The 16,153-nt window shown below is 60.2% G+C and carries 17 protein-coding genes; 9 read left to right on the top strand and 8 right to left on the bottom strand.

Annotation, left to right across the window (positions count from 1 at the left end; all coding sequences use genetic code 11):
* Positions 1-2 precede the first annotated feature (2 nt).
* Positions 3-1,343 carry a sigma-54-dependent transcriptional regulator gene (locus tag BLS08_RS16690; protein ID WP_090336978.1) on the top strand — a complete coding sequence of 447 codons (1,341 nt, stop codon included), beginning with the start codon at positions 3-5 and terminating at the stop codon, positions 1,341-1,343.
* A 73-nt stretch (positions 1,344-1,416) separates the two neighbouring features.
* Here the strand turns inward: BLS08_RS16690 and thiO are convergent, their stop codons facing one another.
* Positions 1,417-2,511, bottom strand: coding sequence for a glycine oxidase ThiO (thiO, locus tag BLS08_RS16685; protein WP_394327956.1), 1,095 nt, complete (start codon positions 2,509-2,511; stop codon positions 1,417-1,419).
* 76 nt (positions 2,512-2,587) lie between these two features.
* Between thiO and BLS08_RS16680 the strand changes: the two genes are divergently transcribed.
* From BLS08_RS16680 to BLS08_RS16645, 8 genes are all read left to right on the top strand, one after another.
* Complete coding sequence (locus BLS08_RS16680) at positions 2,588-3,082, top strand: GspH/FimT family pseudopilin (RefSeq protein WP_090336974.1); 495 nt, start codon at positions 2,588-2,590, stop codon at positions 3,080-3,082.
* A 93-nt stretch (positions 3,083-3,175) separates the two neighbouring features.
* Positions 3,176-3,712: a GspH/FimT family pseudopilin gene (locus tag BLS08_RS16675; protein WP_090336972.1), complete on the top strand. Its 537-nt coding sequence runs from the start codon at positions 3,176-3,178 to the stop codon at positions 3,710-3,712.
* Between the two features lie 8 nt (positions 3,713-3,720).
* Positions 3,721-4,302, top strand: coding sequence for a type IV pilus modification protein PilV (gene pilV / locus BLS08_RS16670; protein WP_244155380.1), 582 nt, complete (start codon positions 3,721-3,723; stop codon positions 4,300-4,302).
* 52 nt (positions 4,303-4,354) lie between these two features.
* A complete protein-coding gene (locus BLS08_RS16665; protein ID WP_158234266.1) occupies positions 4,355-5,050 on the top strand; it encodes a PilW family protein in 696 nt (231 codons plus the stop codon).
* Complete coding sequence (locus BLS08_RS16660; RefSeq protein ID WP_011912159.1) at positions 5,047-5,601, top strand: pilus assembly PilX family protein; 555 nt, start codon at positions 5,047-5,049, stop codon at positions 5,599-5,601. The genes BLS08_RS16665 and BLS08_RS16660 overlap by 4 nt, the downstream gene beginning before the upstream one ends.
* A gap of 15 nt (positions 5,602-5,616) precedes the next feature.
* Positions 5,617-9,117: a pilus assembly protein gene (locus BLS08_RS16655; RefSeq protein WP_090336969.1), complete on the top strand. Its 3,501-nt coding sequence runs from the start codon at positions 5,617-5,619 to the stop codon at positions 9,115-9,117.
* Between the two features lie 2 nt (positions 9,118-9,119).
* A complete protein-coding gene (locus BLS08_RS16650) occupies positions 9,120-9,449 on the top strand; it encodes a PilY2 family type 4a fimbrial biogenesis protein (protein ID WP_090336966.1) in 330 nt (109 codons plus the stop codon).
* Positions 9,442-9,849, top strand: coding sequence for a type IV pilin protein (locus BLS08_RS16645; protein WP_090336964.1), 408 nt, complete (start codon positions 9,442-9,444; stop codon positions 9,847-9,849). Before BLS08_RS16650 ends, BLS08_RS16645 begins: the two co-directional genes overlap by 8 nt.
* Before the next feature lie 81 nt (positions 9,850-9,930).
* On the opposite strand, the gene ispH is transcribed toward BLS08_RS16645, so the two are convergent.
* The 7 genes from ispH to ribF are packed head-to-tail and all read right to left on the bottom strand — an operon-like array spanning position 9,931 to position 16,149.
* Positions 9,931-10,875, bottom strand: coding sequence for a 4-hydroxy-3-methylbut-2-enyl diphosphate reductase (gene ispH / locus BLS08_RS16640; RefSeq protein WP_090336962.1), 945 nt, complete (start codon positions 10,873-10,875; stop codon positions 9,931-9,933).
* Positions 10,876-10,926: 51 nt separating this feature from the next.
* On the bottom strand, positions 10,927-11,202 hold the full coding sequence (locus BLS08_RS16635; protein ID WP_084341184.1) for a type II toxin-antitoxin system RelE/ParE family toxin: 276 nt from the start codon (positions 11,200-11,202) through the stop codon (positions 10,927-10,929).
* Positions 11,202-11,396 (bottom strand): type II toxin-antitoxin system RelB family antitoxin, encoded by a 195-nt coding sequence (relB, locus tag BLS08_RS16630; RefSeq protein WP_003459395.1) that lies wholly within the window; start codon positions 11,394-11,396, stop codon positions 11,202-11,204. Before relB ends, BLS08_RS16635 begins: the two co-directional genes overlap by 1 nt.
* A 29-nt stretch (positions 11,397-11,425) precedes the next feature.
* Entirely contained in the window at positions 11,426-11,872 is a 447-nt protein-coding gene (locus BLS08_RS16625; protein ID WP_090336960.1) for an FKBP-type peptidyl-prolyl cis-trans isomerase, read from the bottom strand.
* Positions 11,869-12,378: a signal peptidase II gene (gene lspA / locus BLS08_RS16620; RefSeq protein WP_090336958.1), complete on the bottom strand. Its 510-nt coding sequence runs from the start codon at positions 12,376-12,378 to the stop codon at positions 11,869-11,871. Before lspA ends, BLS08_RS16625 begins: the two co-directional genes overlap by 4 nt.
* On the bottom strand, positions 12,371-15,202 hold the full coding sequence (gene ileS / locus BLS08_RS16615; protein ID WP_090336956.1) for an isoleucine--tRNA ligase: 2,832 nt from the start codon (positions 15,200-15,202) through the stop codon (positions 12,371-12,373). The genes lspA and ileS overlap by 8 nt, the downstream gene beginning before the upstream one ends.
* On the bottom strand, positions 15,199-16,149 hold the full coding sequence (gene ribF, locus BLS08_RS16610; protein WP_090336954.1) for a bifunctional riboflavin kinase/FAD synthetase: 951 nt from the start codon (positions 16,147-16,149) through the stop codon (positions 15,199-15,201). The genes ileS and ribF overlap by 4 nt, the downstream gene beginning before the upstream one ends.
* Positions 16,150-16,153 lie beyond the last annotated feature (4 nt).

The raw sequence follows: 16,153 nt of genomic DNA, 5'->3' as shown, positions 1-16,153 counted from the left end.
ACATGAACCGTCAGAGAGCCCTGATCGTCGACGACGAACCCGATATCCGTGAGCTGCTGGAAATCACCCTCGGACGCATGAAGCTGGACACCCGCAGCGCGCGCAACGTCAAGGAAGCGCGCGAGTGGCTGGCGCGCGAGCCGTTCGACCTGTGCCTGACCGATATGCGCCTGCCCGATGGCACCGGCCTGGATCTGGTGCAACACATCCAGCAGCGCCACCCGCAGGTTCCCGTGGCGATGATCACCGCCTACGGCAGCCTGGACACCGCGATCAATTCGCTCAAGGCCGGCGCCTTCGACTTTCTCACCAAACCGGTGGACCTCGGTCGCCTGCGCGAACTGGTCGCCACCGCCCTGCGCATTCGCTCCCCCGAGGGCGAGGAAACCCCGGTCGACAGCCGCCTGCTCGGCGACTCGCCACCGATGAAAGCGCTGCGCAAGCAGATCCTGAAACTTTCACGCAGCCAGGCGCCGGTCTATATCAGCGGCGAGTCGGGCAGCGGCAAGGAACTGGTAGCGCGCCTGATTCACGAGCAGGGGCCGCGCGCCGAACAGCCGTTCGTACCGGTCAACTGCGGCGCTATTCCCTCGGAGCTGATGGAGAGCGAGTTCTTCGGCCACAAGAAAGGCAGCTTCACCGGCGCCATCGAAGACAAGCAGGGGCTGTTCCAGGCGGCCAATGGCGGCACCCTGTTCCTCGACGAAGTCGCCGACCTGCCGCTGCCGATGCAGGTCAAACTGCTGCGCGCGATTCAGGAGAAGGCCGTGCGCGCCGTCGGTGGCCAGCAGGAAGTGGTGGTCGATGTACGCATCCTCTGCGCCACCCACAAGGATCTCGCCGCCGAAGTCGCGGCCGGCCGCTTCCGTCAGGACCTCTACTACCGCCTCAACGTCATCGAGCTGCGCGTACCGCCGCTGCGCGAGCGCCGCGAAGACATCGCACAATTGGCTGACGTGATGCTCGCGCGCCTGGCCGATGGCACCGGCCTAGCCGCTGCCAAACTGCACCCCGATGCCCTGGAAAAGCTCAAGAACTACCGTTTTCCCGGCAACGTGCGCGAGCTGGAGAACATGCTCGAACGCGCCTACACCCTCTGCGAAGACGATCAGATCACGCCAAGCGACCTGCGCCTGGCCGATGCCAGCAGCCCTGGCAACGAAGGCGGCGAAACCAGCCTGGCGCAGATCGACAACCTCGAGGACTACCTCGAGGACATCGAACGCAAACTGATCATGCAGGCACTGGAAGAAACCCGCTGGAACCGCACGGCGGCGGCGCAACGCCTGGGCCTGACCTTCCGCTCGATGCGCTATCGCCTGAAGAAGCTGGGTATCGACTGAACCCCGAGATCACGCTTGTGTAGGAGCCGGCTTGCCGGCGATCAAGACAGCCTGCGTCACAGTTGACGAGCCACTACTGCAACCGCCCCGCCGGCGCATAAGGCGCCGGATCGATGATCGGCTCGCGCCCGAGCATCAGATCAGCCAGCAACTGGCAGGATGCCGGCGCCAGCACCAGCCCGTTGCGGAAATGCCCGCAGTTCAGCCACAGCCCCGGATGCGTAGACACTTCTCCAATAAAGGGAATACCTTCCGGCGAGCCAGGCCGCAAGCCGGCCCAATGCCCGACCACCTCGGCATCCTTGAGTGCAGGCAACAATTCTTCGGCCGAGGCTTTCAGGCTTTCCAGCGCATCATCGGTCGGCGTCTTGTCGAAGCCGGCGTATTCCAGCGTGCTGCCAATCAGGATATGCCCATCACGCCGCGGGATCGCATAACGCCCCTTGGCCAATACCATGCTCGGCAAAAAATCCTCGGCGCACTTGTAGAGAATCATCTGCCCCTTGACCGGCTGCACCGGCAACGCCAACCCCAGCGTCCCGAGCAACTCACCACTCCAGGCGCCGGCCGCCAACACCACACGCTCAGCACGAATCTCGCCAGCAGCCGTGGTCACACCGCAGATCCGCTCGCCCTCCTTAATAAAGCCGGTAACCGGACAATGCTCACGCAGCTCCACGTTCGGCATGGCCGCCAAAGCCGCCCGCAGCGCTTTGACCAATCGGGGATTACGCACATTGGCCACGCCCGGCATATGAATGGCGCGCTGGAAACCGCCACCCAGAACAGGCACCTGCTGATAAGCCTCAGCGATATCCACCGCAAACAACTCGCGCCCCTGACGCCGAGCCCAAGCCAGCGCCTCGGCCTCATCATCGAGATCCAGCCAGTACAACCCGGTGACATGGACCTCGGGATCGACGCCGGTGTCTTCCAGCAACTGCCGAGCCAACCCCGGATAGAAATCCTGCGACCAATGTGCCAACGCCGTCACCGCCGCGCTGTAACGCCAGGGATAGAGCGGCGAAACGATGCCACCGCCGGCCCAGGAGGATTCGCGGCCGACGCGACAACGCTCCAACACACAGACCTGGCACCCCGCCAACGCCAACTGATAAGCACTGAGCAAACCTAGCGCCCCCGCACCCACCACAGCCGCTTTTATCACGCTTTGCTTGCCTTCTATCGAAAGGGTACTTAACTAAACAACGTCAGGAAGACGCTACAGATGAAAGGGACCATCCATGCATACCAAACAAGCCGCATTCTCGCTGCACGAACTGCTCGTGGTACTCGCCCTGATTACCATTATCGGCAGCCTGGGCATTCCCAACTTTTCAATACTTAGCGCCCGACTCCAGGGCGATACTCAGGCCAACCTACTCATCGGTCATATGAATGCTGCGCGTGCGCAAGCAATACAGCACGCCATGCAGATCGAACTCTGCGGTTCAGCGAATGGACGCGATTGTAGTGGAGACTGGCAAGCCGGATGGTTGACCAGGAACAAGTCTACCTCGGAGGTGCTGACCAACCATACCCTACCGCCACCTCTCGCGCTGCAATGGAAAGGCTTCAACAAATCAATAATTTTCTACCCCAACGGTACCGCACCAGCAGCAAACGGACGTTTCCATCTATGCCACCCAGCCAGCCCCAAACGCTGGGAAATTGTCCTCAATAAGCCAGGACGAATCAAAGCAGAGAGCAATTCGGGACAAGACATCCAGGGCTGCTAACCAGTTATCCGGAGCTTCACTCCACTCATCCCGCCAACTAGGACAGATGGATACCGCAGCCTCCAGAATCATGTCGCATACAAAGGAGGCGTCATGAATCGCTCAAACGGTGCGGCCGGTTTCTCGCTCATTGAACTGCTGATCGTTCTGATCCTGCTGTCCATTATGGCTAGTGTCGCAATGCCCAGCTTCACCAATCTCATCCAGTCCAACAGAGTGCAAAGTGCAAGCGACGAGCTCTATGGCCTGATGCAGTACGCGAAGAACGAGGCAGTGATGCGGAACCGCGTAGTTACGCTGGAGAATATCTCCGGTAGTGACGGTCGCTGGGATCAGCAGATCCGCATCTACGTCAGCGGCGATCAAGGCACCAATCGGGCCTTCAACGCCTCTGTCGACGAAGAACTGCGTGAACACACAGGTTTCAATCAGGCCAACCTCACTGCTTCCGGCAGTGCGGGCGTTCAGAAATGGCTGTCGTTTCGCCCAAACGGCACCCTAGATGTAACTGGTAATCCCGTCATAGTGCTATGCCAGGACGGCAACACCGGCAATGCTCGCTCAATCGCCCTGCAACCGAGTGGCCGCATCACTCAGCCAGCCACGACTCCGACAGACTGCACGCCATGAGGACCTCCATGTTTAAATCCAACCGGTCAGAGGGCTTCAGCCTGATCGAAGTGCTGGTCGCCATCGTCATCATCAGTATCGGCATTCTCGGCCTGGTTGCTATGCAGGGTCGAACTATCCAGTACACGCAAGATTCCGCGCAACGCAACACGGCAGCGATGCTGGCCGACGATCTAATCGAGCTTATTCGCAGCAACAGAGACGGTGTCGTCGCATCCAATGGTCTGTTGAGGGGGACATCCAATTACTACAAAGCGGCGTCTGCGAGCTTTCCTGCCAGCGGTGTTGCTGACTGCCGCACAGCCAGCGGCTGTACACCAGATGATATGGCGACGGATCATCTGAATCTCTGGGCCCAACAGGTACGCAACAGCTTACCGGTGGATAACTCAACCTTGGCCGAGTTCGTAATTTGTCGGGATAGCACTCCCGGTTCAGCAGCCTGCGACAACCTCGGTTCGGCTATCAAGATCCAGATTGCCTGGCTGAGCCGCAATTCGGAGTGCGCCCCGAACACCCCCTGTACCAACGCCGGCGAAGTGGACAACGCGAACAGCCGCGAATTCTACCGAATCAGCTTCGAACCCTGAGGCCAGTATTATGAACGCAACACGGCAAACCGGCCTGTCCATGGTCGAGCTGATGATCACCCTACTCATCAGCAGCTTTCTGATTTTGGGAATCACACAGATCTACATCGATAACAAGCGCAACTACATCTACCAGCAAAATCAGTCCGCCAACTTGGAAAACAGCCGTTTCGCGCTATTGCTACTCGAGAAGGAACTCTACAAGGCCGGCTACCGGCAGCTTGCCCAGGATAGCCGTGACTTCGTTTTCAAAAGCTCCAGCACCGACGCCGCCTGCCCGACCTTCTCGGCGGGCCAGATCATCCGGCCAACCACCAATGGCCTGGGCGTCTGTTTCCGCTATCAACGCGCAGACGTCGGCGAGCGGGACTGTCATGGAGATCTCATCGCGAATGATGACCCAATCACTATCCGCATAGAGCGGGTTGGCAGCGATCTCAACTGCTACGTGAACGGCCGAGGACAAACCATGCTTTCCGGGCTGAACCAGATCACCTTCGAATATGGTGTGGACCTTAATGCAAACAGGCAGGCAGATACCTACCTGTCAGCAAGCGATGCAGCATCGGCCAATAACATTGTTGCGGTCCGATACGCGTCGCTGCATGAGAGCGAATCTGCCAACGTCGCGTTGAATACGACCAACTACAACTACCCTCTGGCTAACGCTACGGCAACGACAGCCACCGACAAGAAACTCTACAAGTCGGTTCAAGGCACAACCACCTTGAGGAACATCGCTCCATGAGTCTGCAGACTAGACATTCGCAACGAGGTGCAACGCTGATCATCAGCTTGGTTCTGCTGCTGATCATCACTTTACTGGCCATATCCAGCATGCGCGAAGTGACGCTCGAAGAACGCATCGTCGGCAACCTGCGCGACAAGCAGACTGCATTCAACGCTGCCGAATCCGCGCTGCGTGAAGGAGAGATCCGTCTCGCCAACTCGATTGGGCCTGCCGACACTAGCGCCGCTTGCTCGACGAGCGCAGAAAACTGCGTACTGGCAACGATACCAAGCGATGTCGACAGTGTGTTCGAGAGCGGCTCGGTCATGGCCTACAAGGGCTCCACCGCACAACAGACCGATCTTTATAGTGTTGCTGACGACCCCCGCTGGTTTAGCGCCCTGATCGGCTTCGACCCAGCCGACTCGACTGGTCGCGTCGAGGTCACCGACCCGGAGGAACGCAGCCGTGGAGTCGGCCCCTACTACTACCAGGTCAATGCACGCTCACCTGGACGCTCCCAGCGCATGACCGAAACCCTGCAATCTGTAGTTGTCCAGCGATACTGACCGAGACAATCAATCATGAATATCAAAGCTTTCAGCAAATCAGGTTTCAGTGCCGCTCTGACGATGGCAATCTGCAGCGCAGCGCAGAGTGTTAGCGCCGCGGGCCTGACCATCAGCCAGGAGCCTTTGTTCCTGACCGAAGGCGTAGCCCCTAATCTGCTGGTTACGCTCGACGACTCGGGTTCCATGGCCTGGGCCTATGCGCCCGACGGCATTGCTAACGACGCCCAAACCGGCGATAACGACTCCCAAGCGCGGTTCTTCTCATCGACCTACAACCCTATGTATTACAACCCATCGGCCGTCTATGAGATTCCCAAGCGAATCACCTTTAACGCAGCGACCGGCCTGACCACCGTCGGCACCTACGATACGCCGTCATTTACCAGCGCCCCTCTGGACGGCTTCAAGCCCAATCGTGGCACTGTCAACCTGAGCACCAACTTCAGGGCTACCAAATCCTACACCCCGAACGCCACCAGCCAGACGCTGGCCAACCACCCATTTAAGGTAAGCGGAAGCAACTCCACCGGCAGGCTTGCCTATTACTACGTCTATGACGGTAGCCTCTGTAACAACGGCGCCATTAGCAATAATGATTGCTATCGACGTGTCGATGTCGGCGCGGAAGAGCAGCAGAACTTCGCTAACTGGTACTCCTTCTACCGTACCCGCTCGCTTGCCACCGCCAGCGCCGCCAACCTTGCTTTCTATACCCTGCCCGAAAATGTCCGCGTTACCTGGCAGATGCTCAACTCCTGTACCAATCTCGGCAACTTGAGCGGAACATGCAGAGGCGCGTCAGGCACAAATTACAGCAACTCTCTGCGTAATTTTGCCAACAGCCATAGACAAGAATTCTTCTCCTGGCTGTCCGATATTCGCGGTAGCGGCGGCACGCCGTTGCGCGGCGCCGCGCAACGTGCGGGTGAATTTCTCAAGAACACCGGCGTCAACGGCCCCTTTGCCGCAGAGCCTGGAAGCACAAGCAATCCCCAGTATGCCTGCCGACCGTCCTACCATATTCTGATGACCGATGGCATATGGAACGGTGACAGCGGCTTCAACGTCGGCAACGTCGACAATACTTCGATAGCGGCCCTGCCAGACGGTACTGCTTACACCCCTCGAGCACCTTTCCGAGACTCTGTCTCGAACACCGTGGCAGACGTGGCCTTCAAGTACTGGGCCGAGGATGCACAGCCCAACATTGCCAACGAACTGAAACCCTACATTCCCTACAAGAATGCCAACGCTACGACCGAATACTGGGATGCACGCAACAACCCGGCAACCTGGCAGCATCTGGTCACCTACACACTCGGGCTTGGCCTGACCCGCAGCCTGAGCAATCCAGCATGGGCTGGCAGCACCTTCGCAGGTGGTTATGAAAATCTTGCCGCCGGCACCACCGCCTGGCCAAACGCCGGCTCTGACAGTGCCAACAATGTCTATGACCTTTGGCACGCAGCAGTCAACTCTCGTGGCGAGTTTTTCAGCGTGGACTCACCTGAAGACATGGTTACTGCGTTCAAGACCATTCTCAGTCGCATCGCGGATCGAGACACATCGGCATCGGCTGTCTCCCTGGAGTCAGCCGTTACCAGCGCCGGCAACGAGGCCTACTATGCACGCTTCTCCAGCGATAACTGGAGCGGTGAGTTGATCAAGTACGACGTGGACTCCAACGGAGCGCTGACACTCGGCTGGAATGCCCGCAGCAGACTGCAGGCACAGAGTCCAGGGAGCCGCAACATCAAGATCAACAGGAACTCGTCCCTTGCCGATTTCACCTGGAAGAATCTCAGCGCTGCCCAACAGGATGTATTGAACCGCAACGTCAACGGCGTCGTCGATAGCCTGGGCTCTCAGCGCGTCGACTTCCTTCGCGGTGATCGCTCCCGAGAGAACACGACCTTTCGCGAGCGCACCTATCTACTGGGCGACATCATTCACTCTAGCCCGGTTGTTGTCGGTGCACCTGATCGCCTGGCTTATCTGATGGATCAGGCCGCAGGTCCCGGTAACGAGGCTTACGCCAAGTTCCGCAGCGACAAAGCCGGACGCCCCAAGCGTATTTATGTCGGTGCCAATGACGGCATGCTGCATGGGTTTGATGAGTCCGGCGATGAAGTTTTTGCCTATATCCCCACTGCTGTCATTCCCAAGCTAAATAAGCTGACCGACAAGAGCTATGGCACCACTCATGAGTTCTATGTAGACGGAACCCCCGTCGTCGGGGATGTGGTCATCAACGGTGTCTGGCGCACCATCCTGGTCGGCACACTGCGTGGTGGTGGTCGCTCGGTGTTCGCATTGGATATCACTGACCCGACCGACGTACGCCTGCTGTGGGAGTTCAGCTCCACCGATGATACCGATCTGGGCTTCAGCTTCCCCGAGCCGATCATCACCAAGCTGCACAACGGTAAATGGAGCGTGATCCTAAGCAACGGTTACAACAGTACCAACGACAGAGCAGCACTGTTCATTCTCGATGCCGCCGATGGTAGTGTTTCCAAAAAGATCACCGTTGGCGCAGATAACGTCATCAATGGCCTTTCAACCCCACGCGCTGTCGACATTAATGGCGACCTAGTTACCGATTACGTGTATGCGGGGGATTTGCAAGGCAATCTGTGGCGCTTCGACTTGTTCGATGCCTCGAGGAGCGAGCCATTCGTGGTGAACCCAGACGCCCCGGTTTCGGCCAACACCTTCCGCGCAGCCTTTGGCGCAAGGCCACTCTTCAGCGCTACGAATACCAACCGCCAACCAATCACTGCAGCACCCACCATCGTTCGCCACCCAACCGGTCTCGGCCACATCGTATCTGTGGGTACCGGTAAATACATAGAAACCACCGACGCCCAGGCCAACACCAGCCAGGCGATGACTATCTATGGCATCTGGGATAGGCAAACCGCTGGCCAGAATGCGACAACCACGCCCAGCGTCACTCGCAACCAGCTGGTTCAGCAGAACATGGAGACAGCAATCACGGCCACCTTCGAGGATACTGACAGCAGCACCTCGACCAGCCGGGAGATCCGCCTGCTAAGCCAGAACCCGGTGGAATGGTACGTCAACGGCAATCCAGCCGAAGGAGTGAGCAAATATGGCTGGTTCCTGGATCTGAAAGAAGGCTCTACCTTGAAAGGTGAAATGGTCGTAACCGACATGAGCGCTCGATCCAACGTGCTGTTCGCGGCAACGACCACGCCCAATGCTGACCCGTGCAGCTCCGGTATTGATCGCTGGTTCATGGCAATCGATGCCTACACGGGAGGCGCCACCCAGTTCAACGTCCTGGACCTGAGCGGGAACAATTACGTTACCGCGCAGGACTCTTATCAGGGCCGCACCGTCTCCAGTGTCAGGGTCCCCGGTTTCGGCAGCCCCGCCATTGTCGGCAAAGACGCATTCTTCAACACTCCTGACAGCATTCAGCGTGAACGCCTCGATTTCGGCCCTGCATCTCGCGGGCGCCAGAACTGGCGGATCCTGGGAGAGTGAGTATGAAATCCTTGATCAGCAGCGTCCTTTTCCTGCTCGTAGCCTTCACTGCAAACGCCGAAACTTTTGAGATTTCCGGCGCGGTACAGAGGATCGAACTGGAGAAATCCCTTATCACTATCGACGGAAAGCGTTACCAACTGCCCAACCGCGTCCCGGAAAGCCTGGTGCCGACCGGCGGGCCGGTTATATATCAGCTACGCCCGGGAAGTGTCATCGCAGCATCCGGCAGTCACGCGACGCCGTTCCCGAAACTCGACTCAGTGGCCATCCTCAGACAACCTAGCCCTGAAGAGCAAATACAGATGCAAAGTGAGATGGATAATGAATAAACAGTCGGGTTTCACCCTGATCGAGCTGATGATAACGGTCATTATCATTGGCGTACTGGCCAGCATCGCAATACCCAGCTACCAGAACTATGTTCTGCGCTCCAATAGGACGGAAGGGCAGGCATTACTGGCGGAAGCGGCTGCTCGACAAGAGCGCTTCTTCACTCAGAACAGTCGCTACGCCACAACCATCGCGGAACTAGGCTTCGCCTCTGCAAACTCGCAGAATGCACTTTACCAGTTAGCCATCACCGCCAATGCTAACCCCGTGCAATTCACCATGACCGCAACACCTATCAACTCGCAAACCAGAGACACCGGATGCGGTACTCTTGCCCTGAACCAGCAGGGCACACGCACCGTCACAGGTGCCAATGGTGTCGAAGAGTGCTGGCGGTAACGCGCTCTGAGCGTGTGCCTTATAGGGGGCTAAGACATAGGCTTGCTGTAAAAGTGAACTTCGCCCCTGCTATAGGCTCGGTCACAAGGCTTTGACCCTCAACTCCTTCGGCATCGAGAACGTAATGTTCTCCGGCCGCCCATCAAGTTCCGTCTCCCCTTCCGCCCCCCAAGCGCGCAGTTGATCAACCACGCCACGCACCAGCACTTCTGGCGCGGAAGCGCCTGCAGTGATGCCTATCCCGCTTACCCCATCGAACCACTCACGCTTGAGGTCTTCGGCACCGTCGATCAGGTAGGCCGGCGTGCCCATGCGCTCGGCCAGTTCGCGCAGGCGGTTGGAGTTGGAGCTGTTGGGGCTGCCGACGACCAGCAGCACGTCGCACTCGCTGGCCAGTTGCTTGACTGCATCCTGACGGTTCTGCGTGGCGTAGCAGATATCGTCCTTGCGCGGGCCGCCAATCGCGGGGAACTTGCTGCGCAGGGCGTCGATCACCTTGCTGGTGTCGTCCATCGACAGGGTGGTCTGGGTGACGAACGCCAGGTTCTCGGGGTTGCGCACCTGCAGCTCGGCGACGTCGGCCTCGTCTTCCACCAGGTAGATGGCGCCGCCGTTGCTGGCGTCATACTGGCCCATGGTGCCTTCGACTTCCGGGTGGCCTTCGTGGCCGATAAGGATGCACTCACGGCCTTCCCGGCTGTAGCGCACCACTTCCATATGCACCTTGGTCACCAGCGGGCAGGTGGCGTCGAACACCCTGAGGCCACGCCGGGCCGCCTCGTCGCGCACGGCCTTGGAGACGCCGTGGGCACTGAAGATGACGATGACGTCGTCCGGCACCTGGTCCAGCTCTTCGACAAATACCGCGCCGCGGGCACGCAGGTCCTCGACCACGAACTTGTTGTGCACCACTTCATGGCGCACGTAGATCGGCGGGCCGAAGACTTCCAGGGCGCGGTTGACGATTTCGATGGCACGGTCGACGCCGGCGCAGAAGCCACGGGGATTGGCGAGTTTGATATGCATGTTGATTGTCTCGATTTACACCGCGCATTGAATGCAGAGTGATTCAAAGGCTCAAGGATATTCTTGGCGAGAATGAAGGACGCTGACCACTTCTATGCACTCGGCCGCCACCCTGTAGACCAAGACATAGTTGGGATGGGCGACCAGCTCGCGAGTGCCGGGAACCCGACCGGAACGATACAGATAGGGGTGTTCAGCCAACGGCAAGACGGCAGATTCAAGGTAATTCTTAAGCTGCCTGGCAGCCTGTGGGGCTTCATCAGCGATATAACGGATGATTTCCGCCAAGTCGGCTCTGGCGCTATCGCGCCAGATGATTGGCAACATCAGCCACGGCCTCGCTGCCGAGCTTCAGCCTGAACAATGATGGCTTCCATTTCTGCCATCACTTGGTCATGCGGAACACCAGGACGCGAGTCATCCAAAGACTCCTTTACCTTGCGGCGAAACCAGCGATCATGACTATCCGCCTGCTCCTGCGTCTCGAACTCCGACACGATGGGGGAAAGTTGCACACTCATAAGGGCGGCCTCCGTGTTAGAGGTTCAGTCTACACCGCATCCAGCGCCTTGACCTCGATGATTTCCACATCGAATTGCAGCACCTTGCCGGCCAGCGGGTGGTTGAAGTCGATGGTCACCTGCTTGTCATCGAACGCCTTGACCACGCCTGGCAGCTCGGTATTGGCGGCATCGTTGAAGATCACCAGCAGGCCTTCGGAAAGCTCCATGCCGTCGAACTGGCTGCGCGGCATGATCTGCACGTTCTGCGGGTTGGGCTGGCCGAAGCCCTGCTCCGGCTGTACCTGCACGCAGCGCTTGTCGCCGGCCTTGAAGCCGTACAGCGCCTGCTCGAAACCAGGCAGCAGGTTGCCGTCGCCGACCTTGAAGGTTGCCGGTTGCTTGTCGAAGGTACTGTCGACCACATCGCCGTTTTCCAGCTTGAGGGCGAAATGCAGGGTCACTTCCCTGTCCGGACCGATGCGTACGTCTGTCATTGCGCATCCTCCTTCGCGGACTTGTCGCTCTTGAACATATCCAGCGCCAGCAGGATGGCGCCGATGGTGATGAAGGTGTCGGCCAGATTGAACGCCGGGAAGAACCATCGGCTCTGCCAGTGCACCAGAATGAAGTCGACCACATGGCCGAGCACCACGCGGTCATACAGGTTACCCAACGCGCCGCCCAGCACCATGGCCAGCGCCACGGCCAGCAGGGTTTCGTGACGCTTGAGGCGCTTGAGCCAGACTACCAGCACGACGCTGACGACGATGGCGATAGCGGCAAAGAACCAGCGCTGCCAGCCGGCGGCATCAGCCAGGAAGCTGAAGGCCGCGCCAGTGTTGTAGGCCAGGGTCCAGTCGAAGTAGCCAGGAATCACTTCGATGCGCTGATACATGCTCAGCGTGCCCTCGAAGATGTCCTTGGTCACGCGGTCGGCGACCAGAATCAGCACGCTAAGCAGCAGCCAGGGCAGATGCCCGAAACGCGAAGACTCAGGCATGCTTGCGCACCTCCCCCTCGCCTTCGATGTTGCTCACGCAACGACCGCACAGCTCCGGATGCGCGGCATGACTGCCGACATCAGCGCGGAAGTGCCAGCAACGGCCGCACTTGGCGTGGGCGGATTTGAGGATCTTCAGCTTCAGGCCCTCGACCTCGGTCACCACCGCATCGGCCGGCGCATCGGCCAGCGGCGCGGTCTGCGCCGCCGAGGTGATCAGGGCAAAGCGCAGCTCGTCGCCGAGCTTAGCCAGATCGGCCTGCTTGGCGTCGTCACAGAACAGGGTCACTTCAGCCTGCAGGCTGGCACCGATGGCCTTGGCCGTGCGCAGGTTCTCCAGCTCCTTGTTGACCGCGGCCTTGACCTCCATGACGCGATCCCAATAAGCGCGATCCAGCTCGAAGCCTTCCGGCAGGCGCTGCAGGCCGGCGTACCAAGTATTGAGCATGACGGACTCGTTGCGTTCGCCCGGCAGGAACTGCCAGATTTCCTCGGCGGTGAAGGCCAGGATCGGCGCGATCCAGCGCACCAGCGCCTCGCTGATGTGGAACAGCGCGCTCTGGCAGGAGCGACGCGCCACGCTGTCGGCGGCGGTGGTGTACTGGCGGTCCTTGATGATGTCCAGGTAGAAGCCGCCCAGCTCCTGCACGCAGAAGTTATGCACCTTGGAGTAGACGTTCCAGAAGCGGTAATCGGCGTAGGCCTCGATGATCTCTTCCTGCAGGCGCAGGGCGGCGTCGACGGCCCAGCGATCGAGGTCGAGCATCTGCTCGGGCTGCAGCAGGTCCTTGGCCGGATCGAAGCCATTGAGGTTGGCCAGCATGAAGCGCGCGGTGTTGCGGATGCGGCGGTAGGCATCGGCGCTGCGCTGCAGGATCACCTTGGACACGGCCATCTCGCCGGAATAGTCGGTGGACGCGACCCACAGGCGCATGATGTCGGCGCCCAGGCTGTCGTTGACCTCCTGCGGCGCAACCACGTTACCCAGCGACTTGGACATCTTGCGGCCGTTCTCGTCGACCACGAAGCCGTGGGTCAGCAGCGCCTTGTACGGCGCGTGACCATCGATAGCACTGCCGGTCAGCAGGGACGAATGGAACCAGCCGCGGTGCTGGTCCGAGCCTTCCAGGTACAGGTCGGCGCGCGGGCCGGTGGTGTGGCCCATGTCATGCGAGCCGCGCAGCACATGCCAGTGAGTGGTGCCGGAGTCGAACCACACATCGAGGGTGTCGTTGATCTTGTCGTAGTCAGCCGCTTCAGCGCCGAGCAGCTCGGCAGCGTCGAGCTTGAACCAAGCTTCGATGCCCTCTTGCTCGACGCGCTTGGCGACTTCTTCCATCAGCTCGACGGTGCGCGGGTGCAACTCGCCGGTGGCCTTGTGCAGGAAGAATGGGATCGGTACACCCCAGTTGCGCTGACGCGAGATGCACCAGTCGGGACGACCGGCGATCATGCTGTGCAGGCGCGCCTGACCCCAGGCCGGGACGAACTGGGTCTGCTCGATGGCGGCCAGCGCGCGCTCACGCAGGGGAGCGCCCTGCTTGGGCTGAGTGTCCATACCGACGAACCACTGCGCGGTAGCGCGGTAGATCAGCGGCGTCTTGTGGCGCCAGCAATGCATGTAGCTGTGCTGGATCGGCTGGTGCTTGAGCAGCGCGCCGACTTCGGCCAGCTTCTCGACGATGGCCGGGTTGGCCTTCCAGATGAACTGGCCACCGAAGAACGGCAGGTCCGGGGTGTAGACGCCATTGCTCTGCACCGGGCTGAGAATGTCGTCGTTGCTCATGCCGTAGGCTTTGCAGGTGCGGAAGTCGTCCTCACCATAAGCCGGCGCCGAGTGGACGATACCGGTACCGGCGCCCAGCTCGACGTATTCGGCCAGGTACACCGGCGAGAAACGCTCGTAGAACGGATGACGGAAACGGATCAGCTCCAGCGCCGCGCCGGGGGCGGTAGCGATCACCTGACCTTGCAGGCCGTAGCGCTGCAGGCAGGACTCGACCAGCTCCTCGGCCAGCAGCAGGACGCGCTCGCCGGTATCGACCAGCGCGTAGGTGAATTCCGGGTGGACGTTGAGCGCCTGGTTGGCCGGGATGGTCCAGGGCGTGGTGGTCCAGATGACGATGGCGGTCGGCTTGCTCAGCTCGCTGAGGCCGAAGGCGGCGGCTAATTTGCCCGCGTCTTCGATGGGGAAGGCAACGTCGATGGCATCGGACTTCTTGTCTTGGTATTCCACCTCGGCCTCGGCCAGGGCCGAGCCGCAGTCGAAGCACCAGTTCACCGGTTTCAGCCCCTTGAACACGAAGCCCTGCCTGACCATCTCGGCCAGGGCGCGGATCTCGCCGGCCTCGTTGGCAAAGTCCATGGTCTTGTACGGATTGTCCCAGTCGCCGAGCACACCGAGGCGGATGAAGTCGGCCTTCTGCCCTTCGATCTGCTCGCCGGCATAGGTGCGGCAGCGCTCGCGGGTCAGGTCGGCCGGCTGGTTCTTACCGAAGGTGGTTTCGACCTTGTGCTCGATCGGCAGGCCGTGGCAGTCCCAACCCGGCACATAAGGCGCGTCGAAACCGGCCAGGGTCTTGGAGCGGGTGATGATGTCCTTGAGGATCTTGTTCACCGCATGACCGATGTGGATGCTGCCGTTGGCATAGGGCGGGCCGTCGTGCAGGACGAACTTCGGCCGATTTTCGCCAATCTTGCGCAGCTTGCTATACAGGCCAATCTCGTTCCAGCGCTGCAGGGTCTGCGGCTCGCGTTGCGGCAGGCCGGCCTTCATCGGGAACTGGGTATCGGGCAGGTTCAGCGTAGCTTTGTAGTCGGTCATTTCGGGCTCTTCATCAGCGGGTGGCTCTGCCAATAATCACGGGCAGCGGCGATATCGGCGGCAATCGCCGCCTTCAAGGCCTCCAGCGAGGCGAAACGCTGCTCATCACGCAGCTTGTGGTGGAAAGCCACCGAGAGACGCCGGCCATACAGATCGCCGGCAAAATCCAGAAGATGCACTTCCAGATGGGCGCTGCCGTCACCGGCAACACTGGGGCGCACGCCGATATTGGCGACGCCCGGTTGAATCACGCCATCGATGTCACAGCTCACCAGATAGACCCCGGTCAGCGGCACCTTGCGCCGCTTGAGCTGGATATTGGCTGTCGGCGCATCGAGCTGGCGGCCGAGCTTCTGCCCGTGCAGGACGCGCCCGGCGATGCGAAACGGCCGGCCGAGCAAGGCTTCAGCCAGTTCGAAATCGCCATCGGCCAGCGCCTGGCGCACGCGTGTGCTGCTGACCCGGCCGCCGAGCACTTCGACGGTGGTCGAGGCGTCGACGCTGAAGCCGTAACGCTGGCCGGCGGCCTTGAGAAATTCGAAATCCCCGGCACGGTCGCAGCCGAAGCGGAAATCGTCGCCGATCTCCAGATCCTTCACCCCCAGGCCGTCGACCAGCACACGCTGGACGAACTCGGCGGCCGACAACTCGCGCAAGCGGCGGTTGAAGGCCAGGCACAGCACCATGTCGACGCCTTCGGCGGCCAGCAGGGCGAGCTTGTCGCGCAGGCGGGTGAGGCGCGCCGGAGCAGTGTCCGGACCGAAGAACTCACGCGGCTGCGGCTCGAAAATCACCACGCAACTGGGCACGGCCAATTCCGCGGCACGCTCGCGCAAGCGCGCCAGGATGGCCTGGTGCCCACGATGAACGCCGTCGAAATTACCGATGGTGACCACACAGCCCCGCGCCTGGGGCTGCAGGTTATGAAGACCTCGAACCAGCTGCATAGCA

Source organism: Ectopseudomonas chengduensis, assembly GCF_900102635.1.
GTDB classification, from domain to species: domain Bacteria; phylum Pseudomonadota; class Gammaproteobacteria; order Pseudomonadales; family Pseudomonadaceae; genus Aquipseudomonas; species Aquipseudomonas chengduensis.
This window is presented reverse-complemented; position numbering and strand designations above follow the sequence as displayed.